We start from the raw sequence: 17,225 nt of genomic DNA on the forward strand, positions 1-17,225 counted from the left end.
CCCCTTTTCGTGTCGTCGCGTACGGCACGGCCCTGACGTCAGGGCCGCGACCGACGACACGATATCGGTAATCATTTTCATTGTCAGGTACTGTGAGGACCCCGATACGGAAGGACCTCGCGATGAGTCGGACCGCGCCCGCCGGTTACACCGTGCGCCCCGCGACGCCCGCGGACACCGACGGTGCCCGCGCCGTCATGCTCGACACGTTCTACAAGGAGTTCGGATACGGCTACGTGCCCCGCTGGCACCGGGACGTGACGGACCTCAAGGGCACGTACCTCGACGACCCCCGCCACACCCTGCTCGTGGCGGTCCACGACGGTGAGGTGGTCGCCACCACCGGCGTGCACTCGACGGGCCCGGCCCACCCGCCCCACCCCCGCTGGCTGGCCGAACGCTACCCGTCCGGCACCACCGCCCAGCTGGCCCGCGTCTACGTCCGCCCGGAGCACCGGCGCCGGGGCCTCGCCCGCACCCTGGTCGACGCGGCCTGCGACTTCGTCGCGAACACCCCCGGCTACGAATCCCTCTACCTGCACACCAACGTGGACGTCGAGGGCGCGGAGGCCTTCTGGCGCAGCACGGCCAAGGAGATCTTCGACGCCCGCACCACCGGCGAACACGGCCCGGGCGTGTCCACGGTCCACTTCGAGATCCCGTTCTGACCGGGAGGGGGCGGGCGGCGCTCTAGTGCGTCGTCGATCGTCTCGTCCAGTGGGCGATTCACCCGGTACCGGGCGTGGAGGGGCCGGGGTTCAGCGGGTCGCCGGGCTGGGGGTCCGGTCGGGTTCGTGGTCCTCGGGCGCGAGGGCCGGGGCGGTGGCGGCGGGGCGGGGGATGGCGAGGGCGCACAGGGCGCCCGCGAGGACCACGGCGACGCCGATCCAGATGCCGGGCTTCATGCCGTCCACGAACCCCTGAGCGGTGCGGTCGTCGCCGTAGCGCATGAAGACGCTGCTCAGGATGGCGGTGCCGAGGGCGCCGCCGATCTCGCGGACGGTGCTGTTGGCGCCGGACGCCTTGCCGCGGTGCCGCGGTCCGACCGCGCCCAGCACCACCGCCGCCGTCGGCGCGAAGACGAGGCCCATGCCGACGCCCGCGACGATCATGGCGCCGACCATGCGCGCGTACGGGGTGTCCGACGTGGCCACCAGGTTGATCCAGGCCAGTCCGGCCGCCTGGAGGAAGAGGCCGAGGGCCATCAGCCGTCCGCCGCCCACCCGGTCGGTCAGGGCGCCGGCGACCGGCGCGACGAACATCGGCATCAGGGTCCAGGCCAGCGTGAGCACACCGGCCTCCAGCGGGGTCCGTACGGGCGCGACCTGGAAGAACTGCGCCAGCAGGAAGATCGACCCGAAGACGCCGAAGTACATGCTCGCGGAGACCAGGTTGGAGAGGACGAAGGCCCGCTCGCGGTAGAAGGAGAGCGGGAGCAGCGGCTGGGCCGCCCGGCGTTCCCACAGCACGAACAGGGTCAGCAGGACGGCTCCGCCGGTGAACGCCGACAGGACGGGGCCCGAACCCCAGCCCTCTTCCTCGCCGTTCACGATCGCCCAGACGGCCGCGAGGAGTCCCGCCGTGGCGAGGAGCATGCCGGGCAGGTCGAGCCGGGTGCCGGCCAGGGAGCTCTCCCGGAGCACGGACAGCACCAGCGGGATCGCCACCAGGCACACCGGGACGTTGATCCAGAAGATCCACTGCCAGTCCAGGCCGTCGACCACCGCGCCGCCCACCACGGGCCCGAACGCCACGGCCGTACCGCTGACCGCGGACCACAGTCCGAGGGCCAGACCACGCCTGCGCTCCGGCACCTCCTCCGCGAGCAGCGTCAGCGACAGCGGCATCACGGCCGCCGCGCCCAGCCCCTGCAACGCCCGCATGAGAATGAGCTGTTCGCTGCTGCCGGCGAGGCCGCAGCCGATCGAGGCCAGGGTGAACACCGCGATCCCGGCCACGAAGACCCGGCGCCGGCCGAACCGGTCACCCAGCGCCGCCCCGGTCAGCAGCAGACAGGCGAAGCTGAGGACGTAGGCGTTGACGAACCACTGCAGCTCCTCGGTGGACGCGTCGAGGTCGACGGCCATGGTGCGCAGGGCGGTCGTCACCACCAGGTTGTCGAGCGCGACCATGAACATCGGCAGACTGCATGCGAGGATGACCGACCATAACGGCTTTTTGAGAGTGCTCATGACAATACCCCCGTCACGTGGGAAGGGTGAGCCGATCGGCTCGACCTTTAATGGATAGTAGTGCGATCCGTTATCCGTTAGCCAGTGAGTAAGCGAGGATCCGTGAAAATCTCGGAACTCAGCCGCCGCAGCGGCGTGTCCATCCCCACGATCAAGTACTACCTACGGGACGGTCTGCTCCCCCCGGGCCGGGCGACGGCCGCCAACCAGGCCGACTACGGCGAGGAGCACCTGCGCCGCCTCCGCCTCATCCGCACGCTGGTCGGCGTGCGGCGGCTGCCGGTGGGGGCGGTGAAGGAGATCCTGGGTGCCGTCACGGAGCAGGGCGGCGATCTGCACCAGATCTTCGGCATCGTGACCGACGCCCGCCCCGTCACCCAGCAGCAGAAGCAGGCGCGGGAGCGGGAGAGGCGGGAGGCGGGAGAGGAGACGGGCGGCGTCACCGACGCGCGCGAGCTGGTCGCCGCGATGGGGTGGGAGGTGCACTCCGGCACCGCCGCCATACGGAGCCTCGGTGAGGTCCTGGACGCCCTGACGGACATGGACTCGGGCATCGACTGGCGGTCCCTGCTGCCCTACGCGCGGCTGGCGGACCGCATCTCGGAGCTGGACGTCCAGCAGATGGAAGGCGTGTCCGGCGTGCTGGAGCTGGCCGAACGCGCGGTCCTGGTCTCGGTCCTCCTGGAGCCGGCCCTGCTGGCCATGCGCCGCCTCGCCCAGGAGGACAAGTCGGCCCGCCTGTTCAGGACCGGCCCGGAGGAGGGGGAGGAGGAGTGACGGAGGCGGGGGGCGCCGCCGGTGGCCGGACCGGGCCCGGCAGGCCACCCCGGTCCGGCCTGTCCAGCACGGCCGCCACACCGTCCAGTGAACGCTCCACGGTGTACGCGTAGAAGTCGTCCTCCAGCGCCGCGATCGCGTCCGGGTCGTCGGCGCCCCGGCCGGCGACGGCGGCGCCGACCGCGGCGAGGCCGCGGCGGTCGGGATCGTCACGGTGCGCGGCCAGCGCCCCGGCCAGCCGCACCCTCGCCTCCGGCAGGTTCTCCGCGCGGTCGTCCTCGACCGTCACCAACGTGAAGGCGGAATTGGTGAGATACCGGTAGGCGGCCGTCGCGCCGTCGGCGAAACCGGCCTGCTGGAGCACCAGCACGCCCCGGTCCATCATCGTCAGCGCCGACGGGACGACCGGCCCGATCCGCACCAGCCGGCGGGCCACCCCGCGATACCGCCGGAGCAACGGCCGCCCGTCCAGCAGCAGTCGGGTGAACCACTCCCGCCACGGAAGGTCCTGCGGCGGCAGCGGGATCATGCCCACCACCCGGTCGGCGACGGCGTCCGCCACCGCGTCCCGGTCCCCGACGTGGTGGTAGACGGCCCGCGGCCAGACCTCCAGCGCGGCGGCGAGCTGCCGGGTGGACCAGGCGTCGAGACCGTCCTGCTCGGTGAGTCCGAGCGCCGCGTCGACGATGCCCGTGGGCGTGATCGGCGGCCGGTCGACGGGGCGCCGCCCCCGGCCCCCGGGTGCGGGTGAACTGGGCATGGTACGCAGCGTATCCACTCCCCGGCCGGCCCCGCGCCGCGGGCCTTCCTTGACCCGGCCCGCCCGGTCCGTCGTAGGGTGGTCACCGCGAATTACCCAGTGGGTAGCCAGCCCCGTTTTTACCCACTGGGTAATTACTCTGCGTATCACTCACCCACGCGCGGCCGACCCCTGCCGCGCTCCCGGAACGGAGGACGACGATGGCCGCGGAACCCGCCGCGCTTCCGTCATTACTGCAGCCCGTCCGAGGACGGCTCGCTCTGGCGGTGCTCTGCCGGGCGGTCGCCGCCCTGCTCGACATCGCCCCGTTCGTCGCCGTCGCCGAACTGGCCCGGGTGCTGCTCGCGGACGGCCCGGTGGACCGCGACCGCGCCTGGACCGCCACCGCGCTGGCCGCCGCCTGCCTCCTGATGCGGCTCCTGTTCCTGGTGGCCGCGGGCGTCGTCGGCCATCTCGCCGAGAACGACCTCCAGCTCTCCGTCCGCCGGCGGCTCGTCACCCGGCTCGACAGGGTCCCGCTGGGCTGGTTCTCGGGCCGCGGCGGAGGCGCCGTGAAGAAGGCCGTACAGGACGACGTGCACGCACTGCACCACCTCGTCGCGCACTCGCTGCTGGAACTGACGGCCGCCGTGACCGTGCCGCTGTCGACGCTCGCCTACCTGTTCCTCGTGGACTGGCGCCTGGCGCTGATCACGATGATCCCGCTGGCCCTCGGCATCGCCCTGTTCGGCCGCACCGGCGCCGCGTTCAAGAAGAACCTGCCCGCGCTGGACGCCGCGATGACCGACATCAACGGCGCGGCCGTGGAGTTCGTCCAGGGCATCGCCGTGGTGAAGACCTTCGGCCGGACCCGGCGCGCCCACCGCCGCTACACCGACGCGGCGGACCGGTTCGCCGCGTTCTTCCGCGGCTGGGTCGACTCGCTGGCCGCACCCAGGGCGCTGTCCGAGATCGCGCTCTCGGCACCCACGATGCTGTTCACCGTCCTGCTCGGCGGCACCGCCCTGGTCACCGCCGGCCGCACCGCCCCCGCGGACCTGGTCCCGTTCGCGCTGCTCGCCGTCGGCATCACCACACCGGTGCTGACGATCAGCTTCGCCGAGGAGGAGGTACGTGCCGCGAAAGCCGCCGCGGACCGTATCGGCGAGGTCCTGGCCACCCCTGAACTGCCCCTGCCCGCACACCCCGTGACGGCCGGCCCCGGAGCCGTGACCTTCGAGGCCGTCGGCTTCTCGCACGACGGCGGGCACCGCGTCCTCGACGGCGTCGACCTGACCCTGGAACCCGGGACGACCACCGCGCTGGTGGGCCCCTCGGGCGCGGGCAAGAGCACGCTGGCGTCGCTGCTGCCGCGCTTTCGGGACCCGGACGAGGGCACCATCCGCATCGGCGGCACCGATCTGCGCGACCTCGCGCCCGAGGAGATCCACCGCCGGATGTCCTTCGTCTTCCAGGACGTACGGCTGCTGCGCGACACCGTCCGCGCCAACCTGCTGCTCGCCCGGCCGGACGCCACCGGCGAACAGCTGGAGGACGCCGCACGGCGTGCCCGTATCCACGACCGGATCACACGACTGCCGCGCGGCTACGACTCCGTGGTCGGCGAGGACGCCCGGTTCTCCGGCGGCGAGGCGCAGCGCCTCTCCATCGCCCGGGCCATGCTCGCCGACGCCCCCGTCCTCGTCCTGGACGAGGCCACCGCGTACGCCGACCCCGAGTCGGAGGCGGCGGTCCAGGACGCCCTGTCGCAGCTCACCCGGGGCCGCACCCTGCTGGTCGTCGCACACCGTCTGTCCACGGTGAAGGACGCCGACCTGATCGTCGTCCTCGACGGCGGGCGTGTGGTGGAGCGGGGCACCCACGCCGAACTGCTGGCCCTGCGCGGCACGTACGCCGGGATGTGGCGGGCCCACGAGCGCGGCACCGCCTGGCGGCCCGGCGCTCCGGGGCGGTCCGCGGACGGCGACACCGTCCCTCCCGCGGTCGAGGAGGCCGTCCGATGATCCGTCGGCTGATGGCCGTGGTCGGCCCCGCCGAACGGCGGCTGCTGCGGAACGTACTCGCCCTCCAGGTCCTCGGAGCGGTCCTGCAGGCGGCGGCGTTCGTCCTGATCGTGCCGGTGCTCGAACGGCTGCTGGGCGAGAAGCCGGAGCAGGCCTGGCCATGGGTGTGGGCCCTGGCCGCCGCGGCCCTGGCGCAGTCCGTGGTCCACTACCTCGCCACCAGGGCCGGTTTCCAGGCCGGCGCCGCCCTCTCCCGCGTCCTGCACCACCGCATCGGCGACCACGTCGCCACACTGCCCCTCGGCTGGTTCGGCCCCACCCGCACCGGAGAGCTGAGCACGCTCACCACCCAGTCCGTGATGGGCGTCATGCGCGTCCCCGGCTATCTGTTCCGCCCGCTGATCAGCGGGCTGCTCACACCGGCCGCCGTGGTGGCGCTCATGTACCTGTTCGACTGGCGGCTCGCGCTCGCCGCGACCTGTACGGCCCCGTTCCTCGCGCTGGTCCTGCGCTGGAGCACCCACCGCACCGCCACCGCCGACCGGCTGCGCGCCGGCACCATGACGGAGGCGGCCAACCGGGTCATCGAGTACGCCGAGGCGCAGCCGGTGCTGCGCGCCTTCCCCGGCTCCCGCACCGCCGGCGGCAGCCGGCTCGACGAAGCGCTGTCCGCCCAGCGGGACGCCGGACGCCGGGTCATGGCGGCAGGTGTCCCCGGCCAGGTCGGCTTCACGCTCACGGTGCAGGCGGCCTTCACGGTGATCCTCGTGTACGGCACCCACCTCGCCCTCGGCGGATCGCTCGCCGTGCCCGAACTGCTGGCCCTGCTGGTGCTCGCCGCGCGGTTCGTGGAGCCGATGGCGGAGGCCGCCAACCTCGGCTCCGCGCTGCGCTCGACGGGCGCGGCACTCGACCGGGTGCGGCGGCTGCTGGACGAGAAACCGCTGCCCGAGCCGGAGCACCCGGCCCGCCCGGCCGGCTCCGGCATCGAGTTCGACGCGGTGGAGTTCTCGTACGGCGACGGCCGCACGGTGCTGGACGGCGTCGGCTTCCGCATCCCCGAGGGCACGATGACCGCGCTGATCGGGCCGTCCGGTTCCGGCAAGACGACGATCGCCCGCCTGATCGCCCGCTTCTGGGACGTGGACGGGGGCGCCGTGCGGGTGGGCGGCGCGGACGTCCGCGAGCTGCCGGCCGAGGACCTGATGTCCCGGATCTCCATGGTGTTCCAGGACGTCTACCTCTTCGAGGGCACCATCGAGGACAACATCAGGGCCGGCCGGCCCGACGCCACCGACGCGGAGGTGCGCCGGGCCGCCCGGCAGGCGCGGGTCGACGAGATCGCCGAGCGGCTGCCGGGCGGGTGGTCCGCGCAGGTCGGAGTGGGCGGCGCGGCGCTGTCGGGCGGTGAGCGGCAGCGGATCTCCATCGCCCGCGCGCTGCTCAAGGACGCGCCGATCGTCCTGCTGGACGAGGCGACGGCGTCCCTGGACCCGGAGAACGAACGGGCCGTCCAGGACGCCCTGTCGGAACTCACCCGCGACCGGACCCTGTTGGTGATCGCCCACCGGCTGCGGACGGTGCGGGCCGCCGACCGGATCCTGGTCCTCGACGGCGGCCGGATCATCCAGCGCGGCACGCATCACGAACTCATCGCCCAGGAAGGCCGGTACGCCGACTTCTGGTCCGAACGCAGCCGCAGCGGGGGCTGGCGCCCGGCGAGGACACCGGCCGGCTGAGCGGCCGCGCCGTCCCCTTCACGCCGCGGGGGCGTGCCTGAGCGACCGCCCGGGTACGCCCCCGCGTCGGTGTGAGCCGGGGGCGGGTCGCACGGCACGGCACGGCGCCTGCGGGGTGCCTCCCCCCGCTCTCGGCTTCTCCCCGCTCGCGACTTCGCCCGAGCGGGAGGGACCCCATGAGCGGGAGGGACCCCATGAGCGGGAGGGACCCCATGAGCGGGAGGGACCCCATGAGCGGGAGGGACCCCATGAGCGGGAGGTGCCCCACCGCCCGCCCCCGGCCGCACTCGGGCGGGGGACCCCCACCGCCCCGGAGGTACCTCCGGGGCCCTTGAGGCACCGGGGGGTACGACTGCCCGCGGTTACGCCGGTCCTCCTTCCGGCGGTGCCGGTTCTCCCACCGGTTCCGCCAGCACCACCCGCGTACCGCGCTCCGTGAACGCCGTCACGTCGGCGTCCGTCGCGGAGGTGTCCGTGACCAACGTCCACCCCTGCGGCAGCGTGGCCCACGCGTGGAACGGTGCCCGCCCCAACTTCGCCGCGTGCGCCAGCACGTACGTCCGGGCGGCCCGCCGGGCCATCAGCTCCTTCAGCCTCGTCTGCCGCAGGTCCGCCTCGCAGATCCCGCCGTCCGCCGTCACCCCGTCCGCGGACAGGAAGACCCGGTCGAACGTCATCCGCTCCAGCGCCGCCTCCGTCAGCGGCCCGACGAACGCCTGGCTGAGCGGTCGCAACGTCCCGCCCAGACACTCCACGTGAACGGACTCGACGTCCGCCAGCTCGTGCAGCGCCGTCAGACCGGTCGTGGCGACCGTGAGGTCCTGCGCCGTACGCAGCTCGTGCGCCAGCGCCCCGACCGTCGACCCGGCGTCCAGCAGCACGGTCTCGCCGGGCTGGACCTGCGACGCCGCCCACCGGGCGATGGCCCGCTTCTGCTCGTACGCCTCCGTGGTGCGCTGGCGCAGCGACGCCTCCGGGTGCGCGTTCAGCGCCATCGCCCCGCCGTAGGTGCGGGCCAGCCGGCCGTCGGCGGTGAGCCGGGCGAGGTCGCGGCGGATGGTGGAGGCGGTCACGCCGAAGTGCCGGGACAGTTCCTCGACACTGGCCAGGCCGGTGGTGGTGGCGAGTCGCAGGATCTCCTCGCGCCGAGCCTGGGATCCGTTGGGCGGCATCAAGTGTCCTTCGCGGTACGTGGATTCAGCGGGCGGTGGACATCTCGGCGGCCTGCCGCAGCGCCTCGATCATGCTACCGGCCTCGGCCTTCCCCGTACCGGCGATGTCGAAGGCCGTGCCGTGGTCCACGGAGGTGCGGATCACCGGGAGGCCGACGGTGAGGTTGACGCCCGCCTCGATGCCGAGCACCTTGACCGGGCCGTGGCCCTGGTCGTGGTACATCGCCACGATGAGGTCGTAGTCGCCCCGGGAGGCCAGGAAGAACGCGGTGTCGGCGGGCAGCGGGCCGCGCGCGTCGATGCCGTCGCGGCGGACCTTCTCCAGCGCGGGGACGATCTTCTCCTCCTCCTCGCCGTAGCCGAACAGACCGTTCTCGCCGGCGTGCGGGTTGATGCCGCAGACGCCGATGACGGGTGCGGCCACCCCCGCCCGGACCATGGCCTCGTGGCCGCGGCGCACGGTCCGCTCGACCAGGCCGGGCTCGATCCGGTTGACGGCGTCGATGAGGCCGATGTGGGTGGTGACGTGGATGACCTTCACCTTCTCGGTGGAGAGCATCATCGACACCTCCTCCACCCCGGTGAAGTGGGCGAGCAGTTCGGTGTGTCCGGGGTAGACGTGCCCGGCGGCGTGCAGCGCCTCCTTGTTGAGGGGGGCGGTGCAGATGCCGTCGATCTCACCGGCGAGCGCCAGCTCCGCGGCCCGCTTGACGTACTCGTACGCGGCGTTGCCGGCGGCGGTGGACAGCGCGCCCCAGGGCAGGTCGGCGGGGAGCAGTCCGAGGTCCACGACATTGATCCGGCCCGGTGCGGACTCGGCCGCCGCCGGCGTCGGTACCGTCACGATCTCGCACTCGGTGCCGAGGATCCGGGCCGCTTCCCGCAGCCGGGCGGCGTCACCGATCACCACCGGCCGGCACCGGCCCAGCGTCGCGGCGTCCAGCACCGCGGGCACGATCACTTCGGGCCCGATACCGGCGCCGTCGCCCATGGTGACACCGATGAGGGGGAGGGGCTGCTGCGCGTTCACTGGGTGACTCCTTGCTGAGAGGGGCGGAGTGCCGCCGCGATACGGACGAACGAGTCCGGGCCGCCGAAGCTCCCGGGGCGGGTGACGACCGAGCGGCCGTCGTCGGTCCTGCAGTGCACGGCGCCGTGGTGGATCTCGCCGACGGGCCGGAGTGTCGTGATACCGAGTGAGTCGAGCACCCGGCGGGCCGTCTCGCCGCCGGTCAGGACGAGGTCCGGACGTCCCGGCACCGCGGAGACGGCCCGCGCCAGTCCGGCCACGACCGCGCGTGCCGCACCGGGCCGGACACCGCCGGACCCGTCGACGGACAGCACGGTCACCGTGCCGGTGGCGAGTCCGGGCAGTACGACGCCCTCCGCCCCGGCCAACTCCCCTGGGTTCAGGGGCAGATGCCGGGCCCCGGCCGCGACCAGTCGGGCAACCTGCTCGCCCACCACCGGCTCCGCACTCCCGGCGACGACGAGCAGAGGCCGCGCGACGCCCTCGGCTCCCGCCGGCTCCGCACTCCCGACAGTCACCCGGACGGAAGCCTCGACCGGGATCGTCGGGGTGGCCGCTCCGGTTGCCGCGGGCTCGGTTGCCGCTGACGGCGTCACGGCCCGGGCCGGCGTCGCCCCTGCCGTCGACGGGTGTGACGCCGGCCCGGCGTCCCCCGACGGCGCTCCAGGGGCGGCTGCCGCCGTCGGTCCTGTCGGCCGGGCTGCCGCCGGTGGTGCCGTCGGCAGCGTTGTGAACGGCTCGGTCGCCCTCGGCCGAGCGGCCGTGGGTCCGGCTTCCGCCGACGACCCGTGCGCGCGCCGCGCGGCGAGCCGGCGGCCGAGGGCCGCCGCCAGGCCGCCGCTGCCCAGGAGTCGGGCGCCCGGGCCGAGCAGTGCCGCCGCGGCGGCGATCACCGTCAGGTCGGTGTCGGTCTCCGCGTCGCAGACCGGGTGCCGTCCGCGGGCCGCCAGCTCCCGGAAGCGGCCGGCCAGCGCGATGGGGCCCTGCCGCACGGACCCCAGCGGTACGTCCGCGGTCGGCAGCGGTGCCAGTGCCCCGGCGACGGACCGCGGCGCGGCGCGCTCCTCCGCGCGCCAGGCGGCGCACTCGTGCAGCGGCACCCCGTCGACCAGCACCACGCCCCCGCGCACCACGCGCCGTGCGGCGGGCAGGGCCGTCGCGATCACCAGGACCTCGGCCCCTTCCGCGAAGGCGGCGGCCTCCGCGCCGACCGGCCCGCGCAGCAGCGAGTCGCACTTCTTGAACCAGAGCGGACTGCCGTACGACTCGCGGGAATTGACTGCGCGAAACGCGCGTGATCCGGCGGTATCCGTGTCCGTACGGGCGCCGACGGCGGCCGGGGACCTCCGCACCGCGCGCACCGCGGCCCGTACGGCATCGGCCGCCGCCTCGTCGTCCAGGTACCGCGAGTCGAGGTCCACCACCACGGCCTCTCTGTCGGCGCCGGATACTCCCAGGTCGTCGACGTGCAGCACGAGCCGCGCGGGCAGCCGGAGCAGCGCGGCGGCCTCCGCCGCCCCCGACAGGTCGTCGGCGAGCGCGACGACCGCGGTGTCGTCCTCACGGCACACGCGGACCTCCTTCAGAACTCGGTGAACTCGGTGTCGCAGTGCCCTGATGATGACATAGCTTGCGCGATTCGCGCGAGACTCTTGCGCATAACGCGCAGTCATGCGAGCGTTCACCCACCGAGAAGCCACCGTCCCGCACCGGAAGGAACCGCTCGTGAGCACCGGCACCCGCCCCGGCCCGCACGGAAGCCCCCAGGGAAACGCGCAGGGAATCGAGCTCCCGCCCGTCCCCGTACCGCTCTCCCGCCTGGTCCTGGGCACCATGACGTTCGGTGACACCGTCGACCGCGCGGGCGCCGCCGCCATGCTGGACACCGCCCTCGACGCCGGCCTCACCGGCGTGGACACGGCCAACGGCTACGCGGGCGGCGAGAGCGAGCGGATCCTCGCCGACCTGCTGCCCGGACGCCGGGACCGGATCGTGCTCGCCACCAAGGCCGGCATCCCGCACCCCGACCAGGGCGAGCACGCCCCGCTCTCCCCGGCCGGCCTGCGGGCCGCCCTCGACGGCAGCCTCGAGCGGCTCGGCACCGACCACGTCGACCTCTTCTACCTGCACCAGCCGGACCGCCGTACGCCGCTCGCGGAGACCTTGGCGACCGTGGCCGAGTTCGTCTCGGAGGGGAAGATCCGCGCGCTCGGCGTGTCCAACTTCGCCGCCTGGCAGATCGCCGAGCTGACCCGCACCGCCGACGAGGTCGGCGCCCCGCGTCCCGTCGTCGCGCAGCAGCTGCACAACCTCCTCGCCCGCCGGATCGAGGAGGAGTACGTCGAGTACGCGGCGGTGAGCGGTCTGCGCACCATGGTCTACAACCCGCTCGGCGGCGGCCTCCTCACCGGCCGGCACCGCTTCGAGGCCGACCCCGCCACCGGCCGCTTCGGCGACTCCAAGCTCGCCGCGATGTACCGGGAGCGCTACTGGAACGAGGACCTCTTCGCCGCCGTCGCACAGCTCACCGCGATCGCCGACGAGGCCGGCCTCCCGCTCACCGAACTCGCCCTGCGCTGGCTGCTGGACCGCCCCTCCACCGACGCCCTCCTGCTCGGCGGCTCCCGGCCGGAACACCTGCGGGCCAACATCGCCGCCGCGCAGGCCGGCCCGCTGCCCGAGGACGTGACCGCGGCCTGCGACGCCGTCGGCTCCGCCCTGCGCGGCCCGATGCCCGCCTACAACCGCTGACCGCCGCCGCACCCCGCCAGTCCGGAGCTCCCTCATGACCACCGCCGCGCAGGCCGGCCCGCTGCCCGAGGACGTGACCGCGGCCTGCGACGCCGTCGGCTCCGCCCTGCGCGGCCCGATGCCCGCCCACAACCGCTGACCGCCGCCCCTCACCAGCCCGGAGACCTCCCATGACCACCGCCGCGCACTTCACCGCCGCCCTGCGCGACCGTCGCCCCCTCATCGGCTACTGGTCGCTGCTCGACTCGCCCGTCGCCGCCGAGCGTCTCGCCCGGCTCGGTTACGACTACCTGGCCTTCGACGCCCAGCACGGCCTCTTCGGCTACCAGGGCCTGCTGAACAACCTCATCGCCACCGACACCCGCGGCTCCACCGCCGTCGGCATGGTCCGCGTCGAGGCCAACGACCCGACGTACATCGGCCGCGCGCTCGACGCGGGCGCCGCCGCCGTCATCGTGCCGCTCGTCGACACCGCGCAGGACGCCGCCGACGCGGTCGCCGCCGTGCGCTACCCGCCGCACGGCCGCCGCTCCTACGGCCCGATGCGCGCCCAGCTCCGCATCGGCCCCGACCCGGCCGACACCCACGAGCAGACCGCCGTCCTCGCCATGATCGAGACCGCCGACGGGCTCGCCAACGTCGAGGAGATCTGCGCCGTCCCGGGACTCGACGGCATCTACGTCGGCCCCTCCGACCTGCGCCTGGCCATCGGCGGCAGGACCTCCACCGACCCGGACGTGGCCGACGAATTCGAGCAGGCCCTCACCCGGATCCGCGAGGCCGCCGAGGCCGCCGGTATCGCCGCCGGCATCCACAACGGCGACGGCGCGAGCGCCGCCCGCCGGCTCGACGAGGGCTTCACCTTCGCCTCCGTCGCCGCCGACGTCGTCCACCTCCAGCAGATCGCCGCCACCCACCTGGACGCGGCGCGGAAGGGCGGCCGGGCATGAGCACACCCACCCGCACCACCCTCATCACCACACCCACCTTCGCCCGCCACTCGCCCGACCCCTGGACCCTCCTCGCCGACGGCGGCGCCGGCCCGGTCCGCCCGTACGACGACCGCGCCCTGCCGTACGACGAACTGCTCGCCCGGATATCCGGCGCCGACGCGCTCGTCGCCGGCATGGACCCCGTCACCGCCGAGGTCATGGACGCCGCCCCGCGGCTGAAGGTCATCGCCAAGCACGGCGTCGGCACCGACACCATCGACGTCACCGCCGCCCGCGACCGGGGCATCCCCGTGGTCTGCGCGCCCGGCTCCAACTCCCGGGCGGTCGCCGAGTACACCTTCGGGCTGGTGCTCGACGCCGCCCGCCGGATCAGCGCCTCCCACACCGCCGTCACCGGGGGCGACTGGCCCAAGCTCTTCGGCCCGGAACTGCACGGCAGGACCATCGGCGTCGTCGGCTTCGGCCGCATCGGCCGGCTCGTCGCCGGTTACGCGCGCGCCTTCGGGATGAGCGTCCTCGCCCACGACCCGTACGTCCCCGACGACGCGGTGACCGCGGCGGACGCCGAACCCGTCACCCTCGACGCGCTCCTCACCCGCGCCGACGTCGTCACCCTGCACCTCCCGCCCGCCGGCGCACCGCTCCTGGACGCCGCCCGGCTGGCCGCCGTGAAACCCGGCGCGATCCTCGTCAACGCCGCCCGCGGCGGCCTTGTCGACGACACCGCGCTCGCCGCCGCCCTGCACTCCGGGCACCTGGCCGCCGCCGCGCTCGACGCCTTCGCCGTCGAACCCCTCCCGGCCGGCCACGTCCTGCGCACGGCGCCCCGACTCACCCTCACCTCCCACATGGCCGCCTGCACCCCGGAGGCCAACCGCGCGATGGGCCTGATGGTCGCCGAGGACGTACTCCGTGTCCTCTCCGGCGAACCCCCGCGCCACGCGGCCGGCTGACCCCGCCGCCGACCCACCACGTCACCCCCCATGCCTTTACCCGCCCTGTTTGCCTTCCGCTCCGGCGACGGCGCCGGAAACAGCAAAGGAACACCGTCATGTCGACCACCGCCACCGCCTCAGCGGCGGAGCACGCGCAGGCCGATCCGTACGCCCTGCGCCCCGAGGACGCCCGCCCGGCACCCACCGCCTTCCGCGACCGGATCCGCCACCTCGGCCCCGGCTTCGTGCTGTCGGCCGCCGTCGTCGGCTCCGGAGAGCTGATCACCACCACCGCGCTCGGCGCCCAGGCCGGCTTCGCCCTGCTGTGGCTGGTGATCGTCTCGACCGCGGTCAAGGTCTGGGTCCAGATGGAGCTGGCCCAGTGGACCATCCTCAACGGACGCACCGCACTGGAGGGTTACCGCGAGGTCGGCCCCCGCATCGGCCGGCTGAGCTGGATCAACTGGCTCTGGATCGGCATGGACTTCGCCAAGATGTTCCAGCGCGGAGGCATCATCGGCGGTACGGCGGCGGCGTGTTCGGTGCTGTGGCCGGTCATCGGCGAACCGCTGAGCTGGGGCTCCCTGGCGCTCTGGGCCGTCGTCGTCACGGTCGCCGCCATCCTGCTGCTGCAGTCCGGCAAGTACAGCCTCGTCGAACGCGCCTGCCTCGTCTCCGTCGTCGTCTTCACCCTGGTCACCGTCAGCCTCGCGGTCGGCCTGCCCGGCACCGGGTTCGGCTACGGCGGAAGCGAACTGGGCAGCGGCTTCGGCTTCGAGATCCCGGCCGGCACCGTCGGCATCGCGCTGGCCGTCTTCGGCATCACCGGCGTCGGCGCCGACGAGATGACCACGTACACCTACTGGTGCCTGGAGAAGGGCTACGCCCGCTGGACCGGCCCCGACGACGGCAGCGAGGAGCGCGCCCGCCGCGCCGAGGGCTGGATCAAGGTGATGCGCCTGGACGCCCTCACCGGCCTCGCCGTCTGCGTGCTGTGCACCCTCTCCTTCTACGTCATCGGCGCGGCCGTGCTCCACCCGCAGGGCCTGGTGCCCGAGGGCAACGAGATGATCACCACGCTCTCGCGGATCTACACCGACACCATGGGCCCCTGGGCCGAGTACCTGTTCCTCGTCGGCGCGTTCGCCGTCCTCTTCTCCACCCTCATCGGCTCCACCGCCTCCGTGCCCCGGCTGTGGACCAACACGCTCGGCCTGCTCGGCGTCGTCGACTGGAGCGACGTCCGCGCCCGCACCCGCACCATCCGCGTCCTCACCTGGTGCCTGCCGCTGCTGTGGACCTGCTTCTTCCTCTGGATGCAGTCACCGGTCCTGATGGTGCAGATCGGCGGCATCGGCGGAGGCGTCTTCCTCCTCGCGGTGGTCGTCGCCGTGTGGCGCCTGCGCCACACCGGAGTGCCGAAGCGCTTCCGCACCAACCCCTGGCTCACCGCCGCCCTCGTCCTCAGCAGCGCGGCCATCCTCTGCGTCGGCGTGTACGGCGTGCTGAAGACGCTCGGAGCCGTGCCGGAGTAGCCGCTCGCCCCGGTCGGGCCGGCTGATCGTCGAGCAGGTCCACGACCACCAGGGCGACGTCGGCCGGGGCTCCACCCCGATCCTGGTCCTCGACGCCCGGGAGCACGTCTGCTCCTTGCCGCCCACCCCGTGACACACGTCGGAGGGCTCCCGCACGGACCATCCCGTGCGGGAGCCCTCCGACGTTCAGTGGGGCACCGGCTCGCCCTCCCGCTCCTTGAAGCGGACCCACCCCGAGCACACCGCCACCAGTACGGCGGACGCCGCGACCACCGCCATGCCGGTCGTCAGATCGGTGTGCCCGGCGACGAAACCGATCAGGGCCGGGCCCGCGAGGAGGCCGGTGGTGCCCATGGCGGCGACCAGGGCGAGGGCGTCCGGGCCCTCCGTGGCGGCGGCGACGTAGAGGCAGGGGGTCACCGTCGCCATGCCCAGGCCGACGCAGGCGAAGCCGACGAGCGCGGGCCAGGTGCCGCCGGTCAGCAGCGCGAGGGCGAGACCGGTGCCGGCCATCGTGCTGCCCACCCGCACCATGCGCGCGTCGCCCCACCAGTTGCGCCAGCCGTCGCCCAGCAGCCGGGCCGCCACCATCATCACCGAGACGACGGCGATGCCCAGCGGCGCCAGCCGCCCCGACGCGCCGGTCTCCTCCGTCAGGTAGAGCGCCGACCAGTCGTTCATGGCGCCCTCGACGACCGTGCCGAACACCATGGCGCAGCCCAGTACGAGAGCCGTGCGCGAGGCGCCCGTCAGGCTCCGCAGCCCCTTCTTCCCGCTCCCGGCCGGCTGCTCCACGGCCGGGGGAGCGGGCGCGTCGGTGAGCACCCGGGGCCTGGAACCCGCCAGCAGCAGCACTCCCAGCCCCGCCGCCACGGCGAAGTGCGCGGTCACCGAGTGCGTCACGGTGTTCACCCCGGAGGCCAGCAGCGCGCCCCCGAGCGAGCCCCCGCTGAACGTCGCGTGCAACTGGGCCATCGCGGCCCGCCCGTAATGGGATTCGAGGGCGGCGCCCTGCGCGTTCATGGCGACGTTCAGACAGCCGACGGCCATACCGTCGAGGAGGATCACCAGCAGGGCGAGCGGGTAACTGCCGGCCGCGGCCAGCACGGGCAGGACCGCCGCCAGGGCCAGCGCGGACCACAGTGCCAGCCGCCGGGCGCCCAGCCGCCGCATCAGCGGCGCGACCAGCGGGAAGGACACCGCGGCCCCGACCCCGGCGGCCATCAGCAGCAGCCCCACCTCCGTCCCGCCCAGGTCGAAGCGGTCCTTGAGGGCGGGCAGCCGGGAGGCCCAGGTGGCGTACTGGAAGCCGAGGAAGGAGAACAGCGCGGCGATCGCCAGTTGGTCACGGCGGAAGTCGCCGAGGGTGGGCAGCATG

The 17,225-nt window shown here is 73.8% G+C and carries 14 protein-coding genes and 1 pseudogene; 9 read left to right on the plus strand and 6 right to left on the minus strand.

Annotation, left to right across the window (positions count from 1 at the left end; genetic code table 11):
* The first annotated feature begins 122 nt into the window (after positions 1-122).
* A complete protein-coding gene (locus tag ACIA6T_RS08440; protein WP_399445783.1) occupies positions 123-668 on the plus strand; it encodes a GNAT family N-acetyltransferase in 546 nt (181 codons plus the stop codon).
* Positions 669-758: 90 nt separating this feature from the next.
* On the opposite strand, the gene ACIA6T_RS08445 is transcribed toward ACIA6T_RS08440, so the two are convergent.
* Positions 759-2,192 (minus strand): MFS transporter, encoded by a 1,434-nt coding sequence (locus ACIA6T_RS08445; RefSeq protein WP_399445784.1) that lies wholly within the window; start codon positions 2,190-2,192, stop codon positions 759-761.
* 102 nt (positions 2,193-2,294) lie between these two features.
* Between ACIA6T_RS08445 and ACIA6T_RS08450 the strand changes: the two genes are divergently transcribed.
* Positions 2,295-2,969 (plus strand): MerR family transcriptional regulator, encoded by a 675-nt coding sequence (locus ACIA6T_RS08450; RefSeq protein ID WP_399445785.1) that lies wholly within the window; start codon positions 2,295-2,297, stop codon positions 2,967-2,969.
* Here the strand turns inward: ACIA6T_RS08450 and ACIA6T_RS08455 are convergent.
* A complete protein-coding gene (locus ACIA6T_RS08455; RefSeq protein ID WP_399445786.1) occupies positions 2,935-3,729 on the minus strand; it encodes a TetR/AcrR family transcriptional regulator in 795 nt (264 codons plus the stop codon). The two genes, ACIA6T_RS08450 and ACIA6T_RS08455, sit on opposite strands and share 35 nt — an antisense overlap.
* 200 nt (positions 3,730-3,929) lie before the next feature.
* On the opposite strand from ACIA6T_RS08455, the gene ACIA6T_RS08460 reads away from it, so the two are divergent.
* Positions 3,930-5,732 carry an ABC transporter ATP-binding protein gene (locus tag ACIA6T_RS08460; RefSeq protein WP_399445787.1) on the plus strand — a complete coding sequence of 601 codons (1,803 nt, stop codon included), beginning with the start codon at positions 3,930-3,932 and terminating at the stop codon, positions 5,730-5,732.
* Positions 5,729-7,471 (plus strand): ABC transporter ATP-binding protein, encoded by a 1,743-nt coding sequence (locus ACIA6T_RS08465; RefSeq protein ID WP_399445788.1) that lies wholly within the window; start codon positions 5,729-5,731, stop codon positions 7,469-7,471. Before ACIA6T_RS08460 ends, ACIA6T_RS08465 begins: the two co-directional genes overlap by 4 nt.
* A gap of 362 nt (positions 7,472-7,833) precedes the next feature.
* Here the strand turns inward: ACIA6T_RS08465 and ACIA6T_RS08470 are convergent, their stop codons facing one another.
* Genes ACIA6T_RS08470 through ACIA6T_RS08480 form a run of 3 tightly spaced genes read right to left on the minus strand, consistent with a single transcriptional unit; the run spans position 7,834 to position 11,244 of the window.
* On the minus strand, positions 7,834-8,643 hold the full coding sequence (locus ACIA6T_RS08470; RefSeq protein WP_399445789.1) for a DeoR/GlpR family DNA-binding transcription regulator: 810 nt from the start codon (positions 8,641-8,643) through the stop codon (positions 7,834-7,836).
* Positions 8,644-8,668: 25 nt separating this feature from the next.
* Positions 8,669-9,673, minus strand: a complete 1,005-nt coding sequence (gene pdxA / locus ACIA6T_RS08475) for a 4-hydroxythreonine-4-phosphate dehydrogenase PdxA (protein ID WP_399445790.1) — start codon at positions 9,671-9,673, stop codon at positions 8,669-8,671.
* Entirely contained in the window at positions 9,670-11,244 is a 1,575-nt protein-coding gene (locus tag ACIA6T_RS08480) for a four-carbon acid sugar kinase family protein (protein ID WP_399445791.1), read from the minus strand. Before ACIA6T_RS08480 ends, pdxA begins: the two co-directional genes overlap by 4 nt.
* Before the next feature lie 154 nt (positions 11,245-11,398).
* Here ACIA6T_RS08480 and ACIA6T_RS08485 point away from each other — a divergent pair, with 154 nt between their 5' ends.
* From ACIA6T_RS08485 to ACIA6T_RS08505, 5 genes and pseudogenes are all read left to right on the plus strand, one after another.
* A complete protein-coding gene (locus ACIA6T_RS08485; RefSeq protein ID WP_399445792.1) occupies positions 11,399-12,424 on the plus strand; it encodes an aldo/keto reductase in 1,026 nt (341 codons plus the stop codon).
* 170 nt (positions 12,425-12,594) lie between these two features.
* Positions 12,595-13,374, plus strand: coding sequence for an HpcH/HpaI aldolase/citrate lyase family protein (locus ACIA6T_RS08490; RefSeq protein WP_399445793.1), 780 nt, complete (start codon positions 12,595-12,597; stop codon positions 13,372-13,374).
* Positions 13,371-14,330: a phosphoglycerate dehydrogenase gene (locus ACIA6T_RS08495; RefSeq protein WP_399445794.1), complete on the plus strand. Its 960-nt coding sequence runs from the start codon at positions 13,371-13,373 to the stop codon at positions 14,328-14,330. Before ACIA6T_RS08490 ends, ACIA6T_RS08495 begins: the two co-directional genes overlap by 4 nt.
* A 98-nt stretch (positions 14,331-14,428) precedes the next feature.
* Positions 14,429-15,847 (plus strand): Nramp family divalent metal transporter, encoded by a 1,419-nt coding sequence (locus ACIA6T_RS08500; RefSeq protein WP_399445795.1) that lies wholly within the window; start codon positions 14,429-14,431, stop codon positions 15,845-15,847.
* Positions 15,848-15,854: 7 nt separating this feature from the next.
* Positions 15,855-15,953: pseudogene (locus ACIA6T_RS08505) on the plus strand (superoxide dismutase); the annotation flags it as partial.
* An 80-nt stretch (positions 15,954-16,033) separates the two neighbouring features.
* Here ACIA6T_RS08505 and ACIA6T_RS08510 read toward each other — a convergent pair.
* Complete coding sequence (locus ACIA6T_RS08510) at positions 16,034-17,224, minus strand: MFS transporter (RefSeq protein ID WP_399445796.1); 1,191 nt, start codon at positions 17,222-17,224, stop codon at positions 16,034-16,036.
* Position 17,225 lies beyond the last annotated feature (1 nt).

The organism is Streptomyces sp. NPDC051740, from assembly GCF_044453165.1.
GTDB lineage: Bacteria > Actinomycetota > Actinomycetes > Streptomycetales > Streptomycetaceae > Streptomyces > Streptomyces atrovirens.